This is a genomic window from Acinetobacter sp. SH20PTE14 (assembly GCF_021391555.1).
Classification (GTDB): domain Bacteria; phylum Pseudomonadota; class Gammaproteobacteria; order Pseudomonadales; family Moraxellaceae; genus Acinetobacter; species Acinetobacter amyesii.
On sequence record NZ_CP090067.1, the window covers coordinates 1,978,808 to 2,001,602 of the forward strand.

General features: G+C 40.7%; 15 protein-coding genes and 1 pseudogene. 10 read left to right on the forward strand and 6 right to left on the reverse strand.

Features of this window, described 5'->3' with window-relative positions:
• The first annotated feature begins 118 nt into the window (after positions 1-118).
• From dnaE to LXF01_RS09880, 10 genes and pseudogenes are all read left to right on the forward strand, one after another.
• Positions 119-3,691, forward strand: coding sequence for a DNA polymerase III subunit alpha (gene dnaE, locus LXF01_RS09835; protein WP_233944239.1), 3,573 nt, complete (start codon positions 119-121; stop codon positions 3,689-3,691).
• Between the two features lie 51 nt (positions 3,692-3,742).
• On the forward strand, positions 3,743-4,585 hold the full coding sequence (locus LXF01_RS09840; RefSeq protein ID WP_078193553.1) for an RNA methyltransferase: 843 nt from the start codon (positions 3,743-3,745) through the stop codon (positions 4,583-4,585).
• Positions 4,578-5,387, forward strand: a complete 810-nt coding sequence (gene cysE, locus LXF01_RS09845) for a serine O-acetyltransferase (RefSeq protein WP_078188746.1) — start codon at positions 4,578-4,580, stop codon at positions 5,385-5,387. Before LXF01_RS09840 ends, cysE begins: the two co-directional genes overlap by 8 nt.
• Positions 5,388-5,492: 105 nt before the next feature.
• A complete protein-coding gene (locus tag LXF01_RS09850; protein ID WP_168377627.1) occupies positions 5,493-6,407 on the forward strand; it encodes an ABUW_2363 family tetratricopeptide repeat lipoprotein in 915 nt (304 codons plus the stop codon).
• Between the two features lie 167 nt (positions 6,408-6,574).
• Positions 6,575-8,542, forward strand: coding sequence for an esterase/lipase family protein (locus tag LXF01_RS09855; RefSeq protein WP_442781337.1), 1,968 nt, complete (start codon positions 6,575-6,577; stop codon positions 8,540-8,542).
• 250 nt (positions 8,543-8,792) lie between these two features.
• Positions 8,793-10,016: pseudogene (locus tag LXF01_RS09860) on the forward strand (GGDEF domain-containing protein).
• A 286-nt stretch (positions 10,017-10,302) separates the two neighbouring features.
• Positions 10,303-12,933, forward strand: coding sequence for a DNA mismatch repair protein MutS (gene mutS / locus LXF01_RS09865; protein ID WP_233944241.1), 2,631 nt, complete (start codon positions 10,303-10,305; stop codon positions 12,931-12,933).
• 386 nt (positions 12,934-13,319) lie between these two features.
• Entirely contained in the window at positions 13,320-13,643 is a 324-nt protein-coding gene (gene fdxA, locus LXF01_RS09870) for a ferredoxin FdxA (protein ID WP_004651686.1), read from the forward strand.
• Between the two features lie 138 nt (positions 13,644-13,781).
• The gene (locus tag LXF01_RS09875; RefSeq protein ID WP_233944242.1) at positions 13,782-14,504 is read left to right on the forward strand and encodes a D-Ala-D-Ala carboxypeptidase family metallohydrolase; all 723 of its coding nucleotides are present in this window, start codon (positions 13,782-13,784) and stop codon (positions 14,502-14,504) included.
• Between the two features lie 131 nt (positions 14,505-14,635).
• Positions 14,636-15,301 carry an O-methyltransferase gene (locus tag LXF01_RS09880; protein WP_233944243.1) on the forward strand — a complete coding sequence of 222 codons (666 nt, stop codon included), beginning with the start codon at positions 14,636-14,638 and terminating at the stop codon, positions 15,299-15,301.
• 211 nt (positions 15,302-15,512) lie between these two features.
• On the opposite strand, the gene LXF01_RS09885 is transcribed toward LXF01_RS09880, so the two are convergent.
• The 6 genes from LXF01_RS09885 to LXF01_RS09910 all read right to left on the reverse strand — a co-directional run bounded on the left by LXF01_RS09885 (position 15,513) and on the right by LXF01_RS09910 (position 22,638).
• Positions 15,513-16,355, reverse strand: coding sequence for a universal stress protein (locus LXF01_RS09885; protein WP_233944244.1), 843 nt, complete (start codon positions 16,353-16,355; stop codon positions 15,513-15,515).
• 130 nt (positions 16,356-16,485) lie between these two features.
• Positions 16,486-17,103, reverse strand: a complete 618-nt coding sequence (locus tag LXF01_RS09890) for an acyltransferase (RefSeq protein ID WP_180034770.1) — start codon at positions 17,101-17,103, stop codon at positions 16,486-16,488.
• Entirely contained in the window at positions 17,096-17,695 is a 600-nt protein-coding gene (locus LXF01_RS09895) for an IMPACT family protein (RefSeq protein WP_233944245.1), read from the reverse strand. Before LXF01_RS09895 ends, LXF01_RS09890 begins: the two co-directional genes overlap by 8 nt.
• Before the next feature lie 102 nt (positions 17,696-17,797).
• Entirely contained in the window at positions 17,798-18,988 is a 1,191-nt protein-coding gene (locus LXF01_RS09900; RefSeq protein WP_233944246.1) for an HlyD family type I secretion periplasmic adaptor subunit, read from the reverse strand.
• A 3-nt stretch (positions 18,989-18,991) separates the two neighbouring features.
• Complete coding sequence (locus LXF01_RS09905; protein WP_233944247.1) at positions 18,992-21,118, reverse strand: type I secretion system permease/ATPase; 2,127 nt, start codon at positions 21,116-21,118, stop codon at positions 18,992-18,994.
• The gene (locus LXF01_RS09910; protein ID WP_180171607.1) at positions 21,115-22,638 is read right to left on the reverse strand and encodes a TolC family protein; all 1,524 of its coding nucleotides are present in this window, start codon (positions 22,636-22,638) and stop codon (positions 21,115-21,117) included. Before LXF01_RS09910 ends, LXF01_RS09905 begins: the two co-directional genes overlap by 4 nt.
• Positions 22,639-22,795 lie beyond the last annotated feature (157 nt).

A 22,795-nucleotide genomic window follows, 5' to 3' on the forward strand; every position in this document is an offset into this window, starting at 1 on the left:
CATACAGCGTTTATTGCTTAAACAGTGAATTTATAAATCTGCATAAAGCCATGCAATAAACGCAAGTTTGATCTCAGAGCATGCTAAAATCAGCAGCTGTTTTCGCAGGGACTCATCTATGCACTTTGTACATCTTGGTATTTTTACAGAATTTTCCATTACTGAATCTATTGTACGTATACCTGATCTTGTAAAAGCTGCAGCTGCAGATGAAATGCCCGCTCTGGCCATTACTGACCTTTCAAATCTACATGCTGCTGTAAAATTCTATAAAAAGTGCTTAGATAAAGGCATTAAACCCATATTTGGTTCAACCATTCGTTTGAATGATGCTGAACACAAAGCTACTCTTCTAGCGATGACCAATAAAGGTTGGCGCAGTCTAACAGAGTTGGTTTCTGAAGGTTATATTTCAGGTCAACAGCTTGATATTCCTTGCGTAAAAAAAGATTGGATTTTAAATCAACACCAAGACTTGATTGTTTTACTGGGTATGCAAAGTGATGTCGGCAAAATGCTTTGCTCTTCCAACCCGCAAAAAGCTGAACCTCTGTTAGCTGAATGGGTCGAAAAATTTGGCAATCGTGCTTATTTAGCGATTACACGAACTGAGCGCTCGGGTGAAGAAGACTTCATTCACGAAGCAGTAAAACTTGCGAAGAAATTTAACATTGGTGTGGTTGCTCATAACGATGTGCATTTTATACGTAAAGAAGATTTCGAGGCACATGAAGCACGCGTTTGTATTGCCGATGGCTATGTCCTCGGTGACAATCGTCGCCCTAAAAATTACAGTCCTGAACAGTATTTTAAAACTGCCGAGGAAATGACGGAGCTGTTTGCAGACATTCCAACGGCTATAGAAAATACCTATCACATTGCGCGACGCTGTAATGTGTCATTACGTTTAGGCTTCCATGACCTTCCCGATTATCCAATTCCTGAAGGTCATACAATTGACACCTATTTTGAACATTTATCAAAAGAAGGTTTAGAAGAACGTTTAGCGCATTTGTACCCTGTCGAACAACGTGGTGACGACTGGCCAGAAATTCGTAAGCCTTATGATGAACGTTTGGCTTATGAAGTCGGGATCATCCTGACCATGCAATTCCCGGGTTACTTCCTGATTGTCATGGACTTTATTCAATGGTCTAAAGGTAATGGCGTCCCTGTTGGTCCAGGCCGTGGTTCGGGTGCAGGTTCATTGGTTGCCTATAGTTTAAAAATTACCGACCTTGATCCACTGCGTTATGACCTACTGTTCGAGCGTTTCTTAAACCCTGAACGTGTATCAATGCCCGACTTTGACGTCGATTTCTGTATTGCAGGTCGTGACCGTGTTATTGACTATGTAGCACGTACCTATGGTCGTGATGCGGTTTCTCAGATTGCAACTTTCGGGACCATGGCAGCAAAAGGTGCGATTCGTGACGTAGCCCGTGTCTTGGGTAAATCTTATGGTTTGGCTGACCGTATTTCGAAAATGATTCCAACCAAGCCTTTAGGTTTAAGTTTGGAAGAATCGATTGAGGCCGAACCACAGCTCAAAGATATTGTCACCAATCCATCAAACCCAGATAACGACGATGCTGCCGAAATTTGGGAAATGGCACTCAAACTTGAAGGCATTACCCGTAATACAGGTAAGCACGCTGGTGGTGTGGTCATTGCACCAACCAAGTTAACAGACTATTCGGCAGTACTCTGTGATGCAGATGGAACTAACCGTGTCGCCCAATTCGATAAAGACGATGTGGAAGCAGCAGGCCTAGTTAAATTCGACTTCTTGGGCTTACGTAACTTAACGGTAATTGAAGATGCCATTAAGCACATCAATGCCCGTCCAGATATCACCACACCTGTCGATATTTCCTTAATTCCTTTGGATGATAAACCTGCCTATGCCGTGTTCGCAGATGCAAACACCACAGCGGTCTTCCAGTTTGAATCCGTTGGCATGAAAAAAATGCTGAAAGAGGCACGTCCAAGTAAGTTCGAAGAAATTATTGCTTTCGTGTCTTTATATCGTCCTGGCCCGATGGATCTGATTCCTGACTTTATTTACCGTATGCATGGTGGCGAGTTTGAATACTTACATCCATTACTAGAAAGTGTCCTTGAACCGACATACGGCATTATGGTGTATCAGGAACAGGTAATGCAGGCAGCGCAGTTCTGTGCTGGCTATAGCTTGGGTGGCGCGGATTTACTTCGTCGTGCCATGGGTAAAAAGAAAGTCGAAGAAATGATTAAGCACCGTCAGATCTTTACTGAAGGTGCTGCAACCAAAGGTATTGATGCAGATACGGCCAACCATATCTTCGATTATATGGAAAAATTCGCAGGCTATGGTTTTAACAAATCCCATGCCGCAGCCTATGCCCTTGTTGCATATCAAACCGCTTGGTTAAAAGCACATTTCCCTGCTGAATTTATGTCAGCAGTGATGACCTCGGAAATGCAGAATACCGATAACGTGGTGTTCTTGATCGATGACTGTCGTATTAATGGTCTTGAAGTCTTGCCACCTTCGGTCAATATGTCTTTATATAATTTCCATGCCAGCGATCCAAAAACCATCGTCTATGGTTTAGGTGCGATCAAGGGTGTCGGTGAAGCTGCCATGCAGTCTGTGATTGACTCACGTATCCAAGATGGCCCATATAAAGATCTGTTTGACTTCTGCCATCGTATTGACCTAAAAAAAATCAATAAGCGCACGCTTGAAGCATTGATTCGTGGTGGCGCATTGGATTGTTTAGGATTAGAGCGCGCTAACTTGATGGCGCAATTGCCAGAAGCTGTACAAGCGGCGGACCAAGCCCGCACTAACCGCGAAACAGGGATGATGGATTTATTTGGTGAAGTTGAAGAAGTTCAGCGTAAACCTTCTAAACCTGTTAAACCGTGGTCTGATGAAGTTCGTCTTAAAGGTGAAAAAGATACTCTTGGGCTTTATCTAACAGGTCATCCGATCGATGTGTATCGATCGGAGCTAAAAGCCTTTATTTCACAGCGCATTAATGAGCTTACGCCTACACGACGTGGTACCACTACAGTATTTGCAGGCCTAGTCGTCGATGTTGCCAACTTCCCGAACCGCATGATGGTGACGCTCGATGATGGTACTGCACGTATTGAAGTGTCTGCGAATCACGAACGTTTTAACCGCTTCAAAGATGTGATTCAAAACGAAAAAGTGGTGGTCATTGAAGGTGAAATTTACGAACGTGAAGGTTTTGATCGGCCAATGGGTCGCTTAACTAAAGCCTTCAGCTTGAATGAAATCCGTCAAAAACGTGCCAATGCCATTCAAATTAAATTAACACCTGAACATTTTAGTAAAACGCTATCACGCGACATCCAAAATATTTTACTGCCTTTTTGCAATGTCGATATGTGTACGCATATACCTGTGCAGTTATATATAGACTATCCATATGCGACGGCCGACATTCATTTGGGCTTAAACTGGAAAGTTGCCCCACTAGATGAATTACTGTCTAAGCTGCGTGACTACTTCGGTAAAGAATCTTTGCATGTCGAATATCATGTCAAATCCAAAGCTGCCAAAGCGGTAAGTTATGAACAAGCCTCTATTCCTGCGCAGGTTCCGCCACCGCCAGATGGGATGAGCATGGATGATGCCATGGATTTATACCAAGCAGAAGCCAATCAATTTTCTTAAAGTTTAAACGCTGTTTGAACTGCTTTTTTAAATAAACATATTGGAAATATCATGAATCAAACTGACAATGCTGCGGTTTCAGCACATCTCTCCCATGTGCGTATTGTCATGGTGAATACAACATTACCCGCAAATATTGGTAGTGCATTACGTGCCATGAAAACCATGGGACTTTCAAAGTTGGTCTTAGTTGCACCGAAGACTTACCCGCATCCTGACATTAATGCTTTGGCTGCCGGTGCTGTCGATTTAATTGATCAAATTGAAATCGTTGAATCACTAGAAGATGCCATTAAAGATTGTCATATTGTCTTTGGTACTAGTGCGCGTAGTCGTACCATCCCATGGCCATTACTTGATGCTCGCCCTGCTGCCGAAATGTCTCTCAAAGCGGTCTGTGAACAACAGCAAGAAATTGCCGTGGTGTTTGGCCGTGAAGACCGTGGTTTGACCAATGAAGAATTGGCAATGGCCAACTACCACGTCACTATTCCAGTAAATACTGAATATGGCGTATTGAACGTTGCCCAAGCGATTCAAGTCATTTGCTATGAAATGCGCATGGCCGCCCTTGCACATACCGAGTTAACGGCAAATCCTGATGCCAATATGCATGTTACCGATGACATCGATATGGAATGGGATGAACCTTTGGTGACCCATGAAATGATGGAACAGTTCTACCCGCATATTGAAAAAATGCTGGCAGAGATTGAATTTATGGATCCAAAAAATCCAAGATTATTACCTTTACGCTTGCGTCGCCTATTTGGACGTATACAATTAGATCGTATGGAATACCACTTATTACGTGGCATCTTTAGCCGAGTACAGGCTTTAAATAACGGAACATGGAAAAAATCTACAGACAATGAGGATCAATCTAATGCTTAAGCAGCTCAAAGAAGATATACAGGCTGTATTCGCGCGCGATCCTGCTGCACGAAATACGCTCGAAGTCTTAACCACTTATCCAGGAATTCATGCCTTGATCATGCATCGTATGGCACATGAACTTTGGAAAAAAGAGTGTAAAGGCTCAGCTCGTCTATTGTCTTCTTTTAGCCGCTTTGCCACAGGCATTGAGATTCATCCGGGTGCGAAAATCGGTCGTCGTTTTTTTATTGACCATGGTATGGGTGTGGTAATTGGTGAAACTGCTGAAATTGGTGATGATGTCACCCTTTACCATGGTGTGACCTTAGGGGGTACAACATGGAACAAAGGCAAACGTCACCCCACCTTGGAAGATGGCGTAGTGGTTGGCGCTGGTGCAAAGATCTTAGGCCCATTTACGGTAGGTAAAAATGCCAAAGTCGGTTCAAATGCCGTGGTGACCAAAGAAGTTCCTGCGGATACTACCGCAGTGGGTAATCCAGCACGCTTTATCACGAAAGATAAGCCAAAAGATGAAGCCGAAACACGTCGTCGCGATTATGCAGAAAGTATTGGTTTCCAACCTTATGCTGCAACGCAAGACCAAACCGACCCGATGTTAGAAGGTATGCGTGTATTGTTAGATCGTATTCAGCACAATGAAAAACGTATGAATAATTTGTGTCAGCGTTTGTCTCTACTTGACCCAACGTTCAAAAAGCAACAGCTCAATGAACAACCTTTTAGTCAGGAAGAACTTAAAATCATTGAAGATGTGCGCCGCGAATGCGAAGCTCAAAGTAATCAATCTAAAGCTTAACCAAAAGCAATCATAATAAGTTGCCTTTAACTTGCATGTTGTTCAGAGTTTTTTTAGACTGACCAACATGCTTTTTTGTATAAAATAAATTAATGGATGAATCATATGACGCTTAAGCCCTTGGCAGTTGCTTGTATTGCTTTAACCCTTGCCGCTTGTGGAAGCGCCCCAACTAAAAATAATGCTCCTAAAGATGCCATGATTTTTGTAGAGCCTGAACTGACTCCACCGTTCTACGCACTCAACCCATTTAACTACGATGCACCACCTCCTTTTGAATTAAATTTACAAAAAGCTGCAGCACAGCCTGTGACTAAGATGGTGGTAACTAGCCCGACCGACCCATCTAAACAACTGACACTTGAAGAAAACCGTCTGATTATTCCAATTGTAGACAGCAAAGTACGTTCAATGAAATTTGCTGCTTTAGCGGGTGATAATGAAATCGACATTACTGAAATTGATGATTTCTTACAGCTCGTTGAAGGTAAAGCACGTCACTATCCACCTCGTTTTGTTCAACGCCAAGAACGTAAAGGGTTTGAACTTAAACTTAAAGAAGTGACGCAAAAATTAGATACCCTTGCATCTAAAGATAACGCTTCTTTTGATGTTTTAGTTCGTGCATTTAAAGCCAGTGTGATGGCACGTAACCTCGACTTAGGTTCTGTATACACCACTAAATCATTAACTTATGCACAGCGTATTTTAAAAATCAACCAAGATGATGCTGAAGCAAATTTCTGGTTCGGTTTCGGTTTATCTGAAGGTGGCGGTCAACGTGAAGCGATTCCATACCTAGACAAAGCGATGAAAGCGGGTGTTCAAGAAGCGTATCTTTCTGCAGCAAATAACTACATTGCGATGGAACAAAAAAAGAACGCCATTCAGGTTTTAAAGAACTATAAAGTGAAATACCCACAAGAAGGCGAAGTCGCTGACCGCTTAATTCAAGAAATTGAAAAGCAAGGCCGTTGGAATGTTTGGCAAGTTCTAAATCCACCTAAAGCTACATCTTAATTGTAACGATTTAGAAAATTCTTTTGAAAAAAGACCGTTTTAACGGTCTTTTTTCATTTAAGGCGAATTGAAAATCCTGACAATTATCGTATGATTTGAAAATATTCAACCCAATGTGCGACCCCTTTATGCAGCTAAATACTAAAACAATACTGCTCCTTGGAATCATGAGTACCAGCGTACTGAGTGGATGTCAGGTCGTCAGTGTCAAAAACCAAAAACTCAACGTTTCTATTGCCAATGAACGTGAAAGTATTATTTCTCGAAACAAACTCAGCGAAGCCAGTTTAAATGTCTTGTCGATGACAGGTCGTGAAGCCAAAGCGTGTATAGAAGACCCGAAAGCCTGTGTTGATGAACTACAACAGATCCCTCAAATTCAAGATGAACAATTATTGTCTACGGCAAGTGAATTATATTTAGCCAAAGCCATCGAATATGAGTCTTCTTCAGCCTGTAAATTAGGTCTTCTCAGTAGCCACAAATCAGAAGAAAAACAAAAAATTGAACAAGACACTTATAACAAATGTTTAGATCAACAGCTGACGCTACTGGATAAAAGTATCCGCTATAGCTATGCCTATATGTTTAAAACCAAACGTGCGCCTGCTGACCGTATTTTTGATAACCGCCAAGTTCAAATCCGAGATTTCTATAATCAAGGGATTGCCAAACTGGTCAGCAGCTATGCGCTACGTTATAAACCGCAAGAAGTCACCCAACAGATCAAAGTCGGACAAACCACCTATCATATTGACTTCAGCCACTATCCTGAACTCAAAAATCGTAAAATTGAACAATTGATGTCAACCTATAACCTTAACTTCTCAGGTTTACGTTCAATTACCCGACGAGATGGTTTTGGCTCCGAATTTCTTGTAGTTTTACCCGAAGAACATACGATTGAAACAGGCAAAGCAAAATATATTATCAACCCGATTGATTTTAAATATCCGTCTGGTTCAAATCCTAATATCCATCAAGCGCGCTATTTAGCTGCAACCTTAACGGCTGAACCACTAAGCGCTACAACTACAGTTGATCAAATTTTGAATCAACATGAGTTTCAAATTAAAGCTTACGATCCGTATAAATATGAACAGGTCAATATTGCCAATAAAAACTATGCGCTTGCTGCCAATTTTTCTGCTCCATATGGTCTTTGGTTAGCACAAAATAACTTGGGTAAGGCAGCTTATTTATCACTGATTGACCGAGATGAAAAACTGACGATGCCGCATCTCTACATGCTTGAACCATATAATCCTGACAAGAAAGTTATCGTCTTGGTACATGGCCTTGCTAGCAGCCCTGAAGCATGGATTCGTCTGACTAACGATATTATGGGCGATTCAGTGCTACGTGAACATTATCAAGTGTGGCAAGTCTTCTATTCAACGAATATGCCGATTATTGAAAGCCGCTTCCAAATTTATTCCATTTTGACTCAGACCTTTAGCAAAGTAGACGCCAATGCCGCAGCTAAAAAAGATGCTGTTCTAGTCGGTCATAGTATGGGCGGCATTATTGCACGACTACTGGTCAGCCAAGCCGATACCACGCAAGCAGCTTTGAAAATGATGAATTCACGTCAATTAAATCAGTACCGAAATATTCCAGTCGTGAAGCAGCGTATGGTAATTGACGATATTCCAAATTTCAGCCGTGCGATTTTCTTGGCTGCACCTCATCGTGGGACTGAATATGCAGATCGCTGGTTTACCAAAGCTGCTCGAAAAATCATTAAACTTCCAGGCGCTTTCTTATCGGCCATGGGTGATGTCTTAACCCAAGAAGAAGACCTGAAAGATTTATTCCGTGAAATCGACCATGGCTTAATCCAAAATGGACCAAGTGACTTAAGCCATCAATCTAAATTTATTGCGCTCACTGAAGATATTCAGCCGCGTAAGGGTTTGAAGTTTCATTCAATTATGGGAAATAACACCAACAGTCAAGATAAAAATATTATGACGGATGATATTGTACCATACACTAGTGCTCATCTAGAGGGTGCTGTTTCAGAAAAGATCATTAAAGGTGGTCATTCAATTCAAGAAACCCCAGAAGCTGTACTCGAACTGCGCCGTATACTACGATTGCATTTGATTGAACTTGGCCTCTATAAACCATAATCCAATACAGCATTTAATTTGATCTACATATTTTAAAACCGATCTCAGGATCGGTTTTTTTCATTTCTGCATTTACTTGAATATGCCAATATTCACATAATTATTATATAAGCCTTTATTTTTTAATCATTTTAAAACTAAAAATCACTTGTTAAATTTTATACAAATCTTATATTAGAGATAAATACGGGTTAAATATAGACAAAAAAGTTGTGCACATATCCTAAATTTTTTATGAGCATATCGAATTATGAAATTAAAAGGCTCAAAGTTACTTCATCGGGATGAAATTGAGGGTTTAATCAAAACTCGATTAAATAAAGTTTATTTTACGCCAAATTTAGAATCCATTTATCAGCCGCTCTACCGTGATGAAGCGGCGAAAGAATTTCGTTTTCGCGGGATCATTATTTTTCTCCTGTATGCCCTGTTATGTTCGGGGATTTATCAAGTGATCCCTGCGGGTCATGACGCAGTTTTATGGATTTCTCTGTACATTTGGGTGGGGATTATCATTCTGAGTGCATGGGTTTTATCTTTTATTCCGCGTTTAAACCCTTATTTTGATGCTTATACTTGTCTAGGTTCGATGTGCGCTGTTGCGATCACATTTATCATCATTACTATGATTGGTAATTATCACAATGATGCGCTATTACATGCTGCCATGATGTATGCCGTGGTCATCATCTATGCCTTTGTTGGTATGCGTTTTTATACTGCCGTGGTTGCGGGTTGGTGCGGTGGCTTGATTGGATACATCATTACTAAAGCTTTTGATTTTCAAATTGACTGGACGTTCTTAAATCGTACCTATACCTATAGTAGCTTTCTGGGTATGGCGATTGCCTATGTAATTGACCGTCAACACCGTGAAAACTTCTTACAAAATTGTATTATTGAACTGCATCAAAATGAGATGCAAAAGCAATCTGAACAATTGAAAAAAATGACAGAGCATGACCCACTGACTGGGCTAGCAAACCGTCGTCCGTTATAAGGAGCTTTAGAACAGCTATGGCATTATGCCCTACGCCATCAAAAGCCTTTAAGCATCATGGTGATCGATATCGATTTTTTGAAAATTAAAATGATCATTTAGGACATCAGGCGGGTGATATCTGCCTGACCCAAATTGCAGAGGTTTTATCTCAAATCACCAATCGAAGTGGTGAGTTAGCCGCGCTATGGTGGCGAAGAGTTTTTACTCCTCTTTCCGATGTTAACTGAAGCTGAGATTGCACCTTTGGCAGCAGATTTATTACACCGTATTCAATCACTTGAACTTCCACATCCAGCCAGCCATATTTCCAAATTTGTAACGATTAGCATCGGCACGGCAACGATCATTCCATCTGAATCTGATCAAATTCAAAAATTTATATTGGCTGCCGATCAAGCGATTTACCTTGCTAAAGGCAGCGGTCGCAACCAATATCGATTAGCTCAGGCTGAAGCGCAGCTAGATGTTTGAGTCAGTCTATCGCTTTGTGAATTTATCCATTGTTGAATTTACACACAGACTTTTTAGCGTTTATAAATAATATTTTGACTGCTTTTTTTACATGCAGACAAACCTTTTCTGGCATTTTCCTGTCACTTTTTTTGCTAGAATCAGCAACACGATTTGTTAACGTACACCTGTGGTTTTGAATGAAGAGACAAAATAAATATAAGGACTTTTTCTAAATCCAATTTTCATCAAAACAGTGTTTTTCGTTTAGCAGCGCACAAATTTTTATTTTAAGGTATTTCGTTTCATGCAAGCTGATAATTCCAAAGTTGACCTTTCAACCCTGACCCCGATGATGCAACAGTACATGTCAGTCAAAATGCAAAATCCGCATTCACTGATGTTTTATCGGATGGGTGATTTTTATGAGCTCTTTTTTGAAGATGCGCATAAGGCAGCAAAACTTTTAGGAATTACACTAACACATCGTGGTAAAGCCAATGGTGAGCCTATTCCTATGGCGGGTGTCCCATACCATGCAGCTGAAGGCTATTTAGCCCGCCTTGTAAAAAAAGGGGAAACGGTGGTGATCTGCGAACAAATTGGTGAGGTAACTGGCAAAGGGCCGGTTGAGCGCGGCATTGTTCGTATCATTACACCGGGGACATTAACGGATGATGCACTAATTGCCTCTCATCAAAGTTCAAATTTAGTCGCGATCTGCTTACAACAAAATCAGATCGGGATTGCTTTACTAGACCTCAGTGCAGGTATTTTCAAAGTTCAGCAAATGGACTATCAGCTGGAACAATTAGCAATCGAACTTTCACGTTTAATGCCGAGCGAAATTTTGATTGATGAAGATCTTATTGATCCGAATATTGTCGAGCAAATTAAACGTCAATTAGACTGCCCTGTCACTAAACGTCCAAACGTCGACTTCAATTTAAATAACGCGCAAAAAACGCTGTGTGACCAATTTGCAGTTGCCACACTTTCAGGTTTTGGTATTGACCATTTACCTTTGGCGAAAGCTGCCGCAGCGGCTTTGATTCACTATGCAAAAGTGACTCAAAAAACTGCTTTACCACATATCCGCAGCATTCAACTCGAACAAAGTAGTGATTTTGTGGCGCTCGACCCCGTCACTCGTCGTAACTTAGAACTGCTTGATCCCCTATTTGAACATGGTACTTCCCTGTTCCAACTAATCAATGATTGCCAAACTGCGATGGGTGGCCGTCTATTAAGTCGTACCTTAATGCAGCCTTTACGAGATACCGCTTTATTGGATGCACGTTTAGATGCATCACAAGCGATGCTGCAAGGCTATCATGAGTCTCCGATCCGCTTAGTTCTCAAAGAAATTGGTGATATTGAACGTGTGCTATCTCGTGTAGCTCTCGGCAGTGCTCGTCCACGAGACCTTGTTCAGTTACGTCAAACTTGTGCACAAATTCCCTATCTTCGACATGCACTTGAACCGATCATTCAGTCACACCAATCTAAGCTGATCGCTCAGTTAAATGATGAAATGGGTGATTTTCACGGCTTACATGAGCGTCTTATGTCTGCCATCGTAGAAAACCCGCCAGTGCTTTTACGTGATGGAAATGTGATTGCCGAGGGTTTCGACACTGAACTTGATGAACTGCGGAAAATTCGTGACCATGCGGGACAATTCCTCATCGATCTAGAAATCAAAGAACGTGAACAAACCGGCATTGCAACCTTAAAAATTGGCTATAACCGTGTCAGTGGCTACTATATTGAACTAACACGCGCACAAGCTGAGCAAGCACCTGATCATTATATTCGCCGCCAAACCCTTAAAAATGCTGAACGCTACATTACCCCTGAGCTGAAATCCTTTGAAGATAAGGTGCTTTCGAGTGAGTCACGTGCATTAGCGCGCGAAAAAATGCTTTTTGAACTATTACTCGATGAATTACGTGCAGATATTGGCAACTTACAAATGATGAGCGCCGCTATAGCGCAAATTGATTTACTGGCTAATTTTGCCCATCAAGCTCGATTACGCAATTGGTCACGTCCGGAATATAGCCCTGAAGTTGGGATCAAAATCAAAGCCGGACGTCACCCTGTTGTGGAATCTGTGAGCAAATCGGCATTTACCCCAAATGATACCAGTTTGGACTTTAATCACCGTATGGCGATTATCACAGGGCCAAATATGGGCGGTAAATCGACCTTTATGCGCCAAACTGCCTTAATCAGCTTATTAGCCTACTGTGGTAGCTTTGTCCCTGCCCAATCTGCCATTTTAGGGCCTATCGACCGGATATTTACCCGTATTGGATCTGCCGACGACTTGTCTACAGGCAAATCAACCTTCATGGTGGAAATGACTGAAACCTCTCAGATTCTTCATCATGCAACCAATCAATCACTGGTACTGATGGATGAAGTTGGGCGTGGTACGAGTACCTATGACGGCTTATCTTTGGCGTGGGCATGTGTACTCGATCTCACGCGTCGTATTAAATGTTTATGCCTATTTGCAACGCATTATTTTGAACTCACCGAGTTAGGCAAAGACGCTAATATCGATAACTATCATGTGACTGCTCGTGAGCTAAATGGCAACCTGATCTTACTGCATAAAGTTCAACAAGGCCCGGCGAGTCAAAGTCATGGTCTACAGGTGGCAAAGCTTGCAGGTATTCCTGCGGCAGTGATCAAAGAAGCACAAAATCGCCTTCGCATTTTAGAAACTCAGCAAAAGCAGCAACTCAATACGGCTGTACAAACCGATTTATTCTCTGCACTAGCAGAGCCAGAAGTCATCGAACGCGTGGTTGAAGTTGAAAAAACATCGCCCGTACTTGATGCCTTAGCAGATTTAGATGTCGATAACTTAAGTCCACGTGAAGCACTACAACAACTTTACGCCTTGAAAGATTTACTTAAGATCTAATTAAGCAGAAACGATAGATAAGAAACGCAAAGAGCACCTATAAAGGTGTTCTTTGCATTGACACCATTCAAACGCGTAAATTAGTGAATGTTTGCTATCTACCACTGCGGCTATTCAGCAATAAATTGATAAAAAAAATTATGTTTTAAAATATTTCATGCTTAAAATGCACATAAAAATATTGTTCGATAAACAGATGTAATTTAATCAGTTTTTTGAGTATGATTCTCATTTATTGTGAAATTTACATAAATTGTTCAGTTTTTAGTGATTTTAACAGCACTGCATATAATAATTATCAATAAAAGGAATTGTTAGTTACCCTATTTTTTGCCTAAAATACACCATTAGTTTATTAGAACCATATTTTTTAGGTAGCTGTCGCCATGACCTTTGTTGTCACTGAAAACTGTATTAAATGTAAATATCAAGACTGCGTAGAAGTTTGCCCTGTTGACTGTTTCTATGAAGGTCCAAACTTCCTTGTTATTAATCCAGATGAATGTATCGACTGTGCGCTATGTGAACCTGAGTGTCCAGCTAACGCGATTTTCTCTGAAGATGAGTTACCTGAAGGTCAAGAAGTATTTATCGAACTTAATACTGAACTTTCTCAAAAATGGCCGAACATCACTCAAATTGGTGATCAACCTGCCGACCGTGAAGAATGGAACGGTAAAGCTGATAAATTACAATATCTTGAAAAGTAATTTTACGCTTTCATGAAAAGATCAGCACATGCTGATCTTTTTTTATACTTAAAGCACACATTTCATTGCAAATTATTCAAATTTTCTCAATCAAATTGGATTAAAATAGAACGAGTTTATAAATAATTGATTTCTATAATGAAGCATTTACTCAAGGGATTATTGTCCGTTGCAATATTCCCTCTTGTTTTCATTGGTTGTACAACTACACCACAAAAACAAGGTCACACTATTACAACTCCCGACGGTAAACGTATTTACATACCTCAAGAAAAAGTGACGACCATCAGACAAGCCCCGCCTAAAGTGGTGCCTTATGCATACAACTCATGGGTCGCATCTGTTGATAATTTACGTCGCGTTCGAGACTATGAAGTCTTTTTAGAGAAAAATGGTGTAGGCAATATCATCCCTTCATTTGAGCTGATGCGTACTGCACGTGATTGGCAAAAATGTGGTCGCTCAGAATTTATGGTGCCTAACCGTGAATTATGGCAAAACCAAATTGCAACCTTACGTGTCTTTAAATATTTAGTTGCGGCCAATATCTTAACGGACTTTGAAGTGACTTCGGTTTATCGTGATTTGCCTTTGAACCAATGTGCCGGTGGTGCAAGTTCATCTCGTCACCTATATAACTCGGCGATTGATTTCCGTATTGGACCTGCGTACCCGCAGCCCGAAGACTACAGTTATATTGAAAATACCAAGTTCCGTTTATGCCAATTTTGGTCACAACACGGGCAGAGTCTCAATATGGGATTAGGTTTATATGCCAGCGGACAAATTCATATTGATACTCAAGGCTACCGTACTTGGGGGCCTGATCACTCAAGTCGCTCATCAATGTGTAATTACTAAAACATTACATCGTCATAGCAAGACCTTTTCGTAGGTCTTTTTTGTACATAAAATATTCAAATATAGAACAATAAATTGCGATGTTGGTGGAAAGGTTTAAAATGCTTGCATCAATCACGAGGTGCGACAACATGCAACAAATGTGGACAGACATTGATGCTTACATCGATTCACATTTAATTCCTGAAGATCCAATATTGACCCAAACACTTCAACATACGGATGAACGTGGCTTTCCTGATCATCTTGCTGTAGCGGCTAATCAAGGCATGCTGCTTCAAATGTTAATCCAAATGAACAAGTGTAAACGCGTTTTAGAACTTGGAACTTTTGCAGCCTATAGCACCATGTGGTTAGCACGTGCCTTACCTAATGATGGTTACATTCTGACCATTGAAGGTCGTGATACACATGCTGCCCTCGGTCAAGAAAATATTGATAATGCAAAGCTTGCACAAACGATAGAACTGAAATGTGGTCGTGCGGCAGATATTTTACGTGCCCTTCCTGAAGATACCGAAGCTTTTGACTTTATTTTTGTCGATGCAGACAAACAGAGCTACCCTGAATATTTAGAATTAAGCTTAAATTTATCTCATTCAGGTACAGTGATTGTTTTAGACAATGTAATTCGTGCAGGTGAGATTCTAAATGCTGAAAACCACAAACCAAGCATTGAAGGTATCCGTGATATGTTCAAAGCCATGCAAAATCATCCGAAAATTTTATCTTGCACAGCACTTCAAACTGTTGGTTGCAAAGGTCATGACGGTTTTGCAATTGCAATCGTTAAATAATTTCAATCGAGGTGTTTTTTAAACACCTCGAATAAAGGTATAAAAAACAATCAATATAATATTTTATTTTAAAAACAATTACTTACAAATACTACACACAGAGTTATCCACAATTTTTGAGGATAACTCTGATTATTTTTAAATCAACAACTTATTATTTATTTACTCGTAATTGTCCGTCTATTAAATCAACTCTGTTCGTTTGCTCAACTTATTTTACAACCAACAATGGAACACTGGAATTTCTGAAAATACTGGTAGTGATACTGCCCAAGAAGAACTGATGGATTTTACTGTGGCTAAAAGCGCCAAGTACGATTAACTGAATGCCATGCTCTTGTTGATAGTCCAGAATATTTTCCGAAACATCGCCATAACGGTATTCTGTCACCACATCGAGACCGGCATTGGTTAAATAATTTTTTGGATCATCCAAGATTTGTGGGTGATCTCCAACATAAACTAAATGACATTGTAAGAGTTTGAGTAGATCACTTTGTGCCACACGCTTCATTAACTCAACGCATTTAGGCGAATATTCATAGGCAAAAATAAAGCGAGTCGGTGGTTTAAACGTTGGTCCTACGGTCATAACTGTACACCTTGCACCACGAATAAAGTTTTCAACATTACTACCCAGCGGCTTATTACGCTCTGCTGAACGTTCACCAACGCGACCAATTAAAACAATATCGTCATCTTGCAAAATATTAAAACTTTGCTCTAAGAAGTCACCCTTTTCCTGAATATGGGTGGTTTGAATCCCATGCTTATCTTGGATCATTTCAGAAATGTGTTTGAGCAAGTTATTACTATAATCTAACGCTAAATCACTTTGTTTTTGTTCTAACTCCGCGAGTTCTTTTAAGAGCATGGCATTACTTTCAAATCCAATCACGCCACTGATTTCACCTAAGTGATAACTTGCCGGATAGTAATCAAGTATTTGCAGTAAAACCAACTCACGGTGAGTTTGTTTAGCAACCCAAGCAGCAGCATCAGCTAGTGCATTAATGCATGGAGAAGAGTCGATACAGGCGATAACTCGTTTCATGATTAGCCCTCGTTTTATTATTGCTTGGCTATAAAATGTTGTTTGTTATTTTTAACTTATCACAACTCTGTTTCACTGTGCATGCAATTGTGTAAGCATAAAAAATATTTATGACGTATTTGGCGATTATTTATTCACGATATCGAATGAATTTTGCAGGATTTCCAGCAATGATTGCACGCGCTTCGACATTTTTCGTCACCATACTGTTCATACCGACTACAGCCTGCTCAGCAATGTGAATGCCATCCTTGATTCCAACATGCGCACCTAGCCAAACATCACGTTCTATCTCAATCCCTTGTGATCGTACAGCTTGCTGATAGATCGGTTGATTGACATCCATTCCATGATCAAAAGCATATAAATGGCAATACGCCGCCATACGGACTTGATTGTGAATTTTGATGCCCACGCGCCCACCATCTAAAATACAGTGATGATTGATCGCCACTTCATTGCCAATTTCTATTGGGCCATGCAGGGTGCAATCCGCCGCAATAAAGCTGTTATCTCCAATGACAATCTTACGTCCCGGTTCGGCAAAAATATGAGCCAATGGCGATATAAAACAGTTTTCACCAATTTCAACAGTTTCCATCGATTTGAGATAGTCTTGATATTCCTGTTGCCAAGCTTCGGCCCAACCACGATTTTTCGGTTTGAGTGACCAATACAACCAAGGCATATAATTCAGACGATGCTTATGTTGCTCTCGATATTTCAATAATGGATCTTGTTCATTCATCTTCAGCAGCCTCAACGATATGCAATTGTTCACGTCCGCGAGTTACATCTTGAATCTTTAACTGTAGCGGTTGGATTTGATGAATTTGCAATGATGCAAGTACATTTACGCCCTGCGCTGTATAGTCTTCCTGAAATTCAATTTGCTGCTGATTGAGTTCGTATTGGAAAATTGCCCATTCATTAAACTGACAACTAAATTGCACTTTTTTCTTCTCAATTAGTTCAATTTTTTCAGCTTGTAAAAGGCATTGACCTGCACAGCCACCATAGGCACGTACCAATCCCCCTGTCCCGAGCTTAATTCCGCCATACCAACGATTAACCAAGACCAACACGTTGGTTAGGTCATTCCCTTCTATGGTTGCTAGAATGGGCCGACCTGCTGTGCCTGAAGGCTCACCATCATCATTAAAACGTACGGTATGTCCAATTTTCCATGCCCAACACTGATGTGTTGTTGAGATATCTTTATGGGCTTCGAGAAATTCTTTAACGGCTTGTTCATTTTCCACAGGAACTGCGATGGCTTGAAAACGACTTTTTTTAATGTTTTCTTCATATTCAAACTGTGCGGCGAGTGTAAATGGCATAACGTCTTTAGATCCTGTATCAAAGGATATTATAGCGTTTTTTGAAAGACTTACATCCACAAAAAAGCCCCCAATGCTGGAGGCTTGATTGGCACTGCGCTATTAACGTTCGCGAAGTGCTTCTTTTGCTTTATTGAATGGCTTGATTAAGTACTCAAGTACAGTTTTCGAGCCGGTACGGATATCAACTGTCGCCACCATACCCGGAGTGATACTAAAACTTTTACCTTCTTTATTGCTTAATTTATCACTATCTGTACGGATATAAACACGATAATAGAACTGATCTTGTTTCACTTCATCACGTAAAGTATCTGGTGAAATGACGGTCACTTTACCTTTTAGACCACCATAGATCGAATAGTCATATGCCGTAATTTTCACTAAGGCTTCTTGACCCGGACGAATAAAAGCAATATCTCGCGGTGAAATACGTGCTTCTACCAAAAGCTGTTCATCCAAAGGTACAATGGTCATCAATTTACCATTTTGCGGAATCACACCGCCCAATGTCATCACATCAATCTCTTTGACCACACCACGAACTGGAGATTTAAAAACGGTACGGCTGAGTGTATCTGATTTGCCTTTCACCACTTGTTGCTGTGATTCAATATCAGTATTGGCTTTCGACAATTCTTCCCGTGATTTTACCAAATATTGGTTACGGACATCATTTAACTGATTTTGTAAGTCATTCGCTGAACGCTTTAAACGAAGTACTTCAACTTCACTTGCTGCCCCTTTAGCAACGAGCGGTTCAGTCATGGCCAATTCTTGTTGAACTAACACCAATGCCTGTTTTAAGCCGGCAACAGATTCTTCCAAGTTTGCACGACGTGAATGATATAAAGCTGTTTCTTCCTTCACTAAAGCTGGAATCTTTTGAACATCTTCAGGAAAGGTTAATGGTGTACCATTCACTTCTGCACGTAAACGTGCTGCTGTCGCACGTGATGCCACAAGTAAAGACTCGGTTTCACCAACATTTGATGCGAAGCGTGTTGGATCGAGTTGCGCAAGGACTTGACCTTGTTCAACAATTTGACCTTCCTTCACATTCAACTTGGTTAAAATACCTCCCTCAAGCGACTGAACAATTTGTTCTTTCGAAGATGGAATCACTTTACCTGTCCCTGTAGAGACTTCTTCTAATTTAAACAACCAAGCCCAAACTAAAAGGATTGCCAGACCAATCGTAATAATCCAAATGATTAAACTCGATTTCGGTAATGGTGGCTCTTTAAAGCTGACTTTGGTCGAGCGTTGTATTTCTTGTTTATTTTCTCTCATGATTTAAGCCCCAGCTACTTTTTTCTGAGCATTCTGATTCAGAATTTGATCACGAGGCCCATCCATGACAATTTTACCTTCATTCACCACAATAATGCGGTCAACCAACTCAAGTACCGCACGGCGATGTGTTGCCACCACCATAGTTCGGTTTTGTAAATAACCTTTTAAATGATCGATCAACTGCTTCTCAGATACGTCATCAATGGCTGCTGTAGGTTCATCAAGCAATAAAATATTGGGTTGACGAATCAATAAGCGTGCAAGCAACAAAGCTTGGCGTTGACCGCCAGAGAAGCCTACACCACCTTCTAAAATGATATGGTCTAGCCCTTCTTTTTTCTCTTGAACAAAGTGAATTGCACCCGTAATTTTCAGTACTTCAATCAATTGTTCATCAGTCGCCAGCGGAGCGCCCAAGGTCAAGTTTTCACGAATCGTACCATAAAATAACTGTGAATTTTGGTTCAATAGCCCCATATCACGGCGTACATCTGCGGGGTCAATTAAAGACAGCTCAATCCCATCTAATTTAACTTTGCCTTGTACTGGCGTTTGCATACCCGATAACAATTGGAGTAGCGTCGACTTACCAGCACCGTTACGGCCCAAAATTGCGATTTTTTCTCCAGCCTTAATTTCCAGTTTTGGAATTAAAAGACTTGGACGTGGATCATCTTCACCATACTTAAATGACACACCATTGAGTTCATAATGACCATTAATTGATGGTCGATGAATAAGGTGAGAATAATCCGGTTGATCGACAGGTTTCTTCATGAGTTCATCAAGACCTGCTTTCGCCACTTTAGCCTGTTGTAAACGACCTAATACCCCAGCCAGTGCAGAAATTGGTGCCAACATTCGTGAGGACAAAATCGAACAAGCCACCAAAGCACCTGTGGTCATTTCACCTTTCATCACAGCAAAACAGCCGACGAGTACAACGATTGCAAATGTTAGACCCTGAATTTTTTGTGTCCATGCCGACATTAAGCCCACGATTTTACGTTGACGCATGCTGACATCAGCAGATACTTCATTCATGTGGTTCCATTGGTTTTGGAAGCGTGATTCCGCACGAAGTAATTTGATATCTTCCATGCCTTGCACAGATTCAACCAATAAGGCATTACGAATCGAAGACTCGCGCATACCCATTTGTGCAAGTTTAGCCAATGGTTTTTGCGCCAAAATCCCTGGAATAATCATCAAAGGAACAACCAACAGCATGACCCAGAATAGATTGCCGCCAATTAACCAGAAGATGAACAGGAACAAGAAGAAAAACGGTAAATCGGCAATCGCGGTAACAGTCGTCGAGGTGACCATCTCGCGCACCCCTTCTAATTCACGAATCTGTGAAATAAAAGTACCTGTAGATTTTGAGCGTTCGCTATTTTTAATTCTTAATGCATGACCAAATACACGATCGGAAATTTTCAAATCGGCACGTTTACCAATAATATCCGATAAATAAATTCGTGAAACACGTAGTGCAAACTCAAATATCGCTGCAATTAATACCCCACCTGCAAGTACCCATAAGGTTGGCACAGATTGAGATGGAATGACACGGTCGTACACGTTCATTGAGAACAAAATGGTGGCAAGGGCCAAAATATTCGCCATTAATGATGCAAACATAATGTCGATATAACGCTTCCAGTCTTTTAAAACAATCGACCAGAACCAATTTTTTTCAAACGGTTTGATGTATTCATCGACACGTGCATCGGGTACAGATGACTCTGGACGCAGAATATAAATATTGCGAACACCATGGCTCAATCGCTCAATAGAGAAGACTTGAGATAGGCCTTCATCACCGCTTAGTTGAACACTGGCATTGCCGTCTACGTCGATGCGTTCTACCACACCCACTTCACCACTGATGAACTCGACCAATACAGGTAAGCGCCATGGATTAAGTAGATTTATGTCGTATTTGTTTTTACGAACACTTAATCCAATTTGGCGTGCCATCACTGCGACCAGTTCATCGGCATTTTTGTGTTGATCCCAATCCAACTGCAACCGTATACGTTCTTCAGAGGGTTCAATTCGATAATGCTTTGCAATATTCATAACCGCTTGTAGCCACGGTTGATAATTTATTGTATTACTCATGGCTGAACTTCAAACCCCTGAATAGATATATTATTAAGTTCATAAATATTTCGTGAACGTCCTGTCACTTGGATGTACTGCGCAAGTGCTGAGTAGATATCATATTGTGATGTCACAATTTCTTGTGCGGCACTATGTATGGCTTGCTCTGCATTCAGTAGATCGACAACCGTTCGAGTTCCTAATTTATATTGTTCTTGATACAGTTCTTTAGTTCTTACAGTTGTTTCACGACGCTGCACCAATATCGACATTTGACGCTTTTTATTTTCGATTTGTTCTCGAATCATTCGGACTTGATCAATCACATCCAAATAGACTGTATTTACTTGTGCTTTTGCTGCTTCTTCTGCATAGCTAGCGGCACGTGTTTGCGCTGCAATTGCCCCACCTTGGTAAAAATTACTGGTGGCTTCCAACATGATTGAATTATATAAACCATCATCTTCATCATTATTTGGATTACGGCCATTCACCGCCTGACTCAGACTGCCTTTGACATTGAGGGTTGGATAAGCACTTAATTTTGACTGTTGCTTTTGCAATTTGGCAATTTCAACCCCAGCCTGTGCTTTCATCATGCTCGGAATCATCTTGAAGTCCGGATCCTCATATAAAGCCGCTGCTGTTAAGATGCGATCGGGTATCACCCAATTGATCTGACTTACATCAAAACCTAACAAGGTACGAAGTCGCTGTTGGTACTGTCGAAGTTGAGTTTCTTGCACAATTAAATTTGATTCCGCAGCTTCTAAATTTGACTTGGCTTGAATAGGGTCTGCTTGACTACTGATCCCTGCGGTTGCACGTAAGTTAGCAATCTCAGCAATCCGACTCACACCGGCAATTTGCTGCTGCGCAATTTTAGCCACTTCTTGATATCGTTTAATGTTGATAATTGCATTTGCAACATCAAAAGAAACTTCATCTAAATTTACAAGCACATTGGCCTGCTCTTGTAACATTTTTGCTTCTTCAATGCCTACTGCACTTTTGGTTTTACCAAAGTCATATAGCATCTGCGTCGCATTTAAAGACACCAACTGACGTCCACGCTCGCCTTTTGTCAGATCTGCGGTGCTCAATCCACCTGAAATTTGGGGATAATATGCAGCATTCGCAAGGTCAATATTGGCGTTTTGCGATGCGACTGTAGCAATACTTTGTGTGATTTCTGGACGTCTTTGGACGGCGATATGTATCGCATCAATAAAACTTAGATTCTTCGCTACTGTGTTTGGATTATAGCTGCCTTGTTGCGTTCGACCATAAGCAACGGCTGGCATTTCTTGGACACGTGAGGTATCTAAATTATATTTACTGAGTTCTGTGATGTTAATTTTTTCGGCAGAAGGTTTCGGCTTATTAGGTAAAAAAATCTTATCTAATGTCTTTTGAATGGTACTTTGTGCAGTGCCGGTATCTGCTGCATACACTGAACCAATGGAAAAGGGTAATAATAATATACAAAAGAAATTGCACTTATTTTTACGCGGACGCCCAACTTCTGGACCATTCATCTTTCGTAATCGCATGATTTTTGCAGGTCGTATTTTTAGTTTAAAGTATACTGAATTCTTGTTAATTTTTTAGATTAATCGCTCAGTTTTTGTCATTTCAGACAATAACATAAACCCGCTGAATGAAACTAGCGCCATTCAACGGGAAATTTCTTAT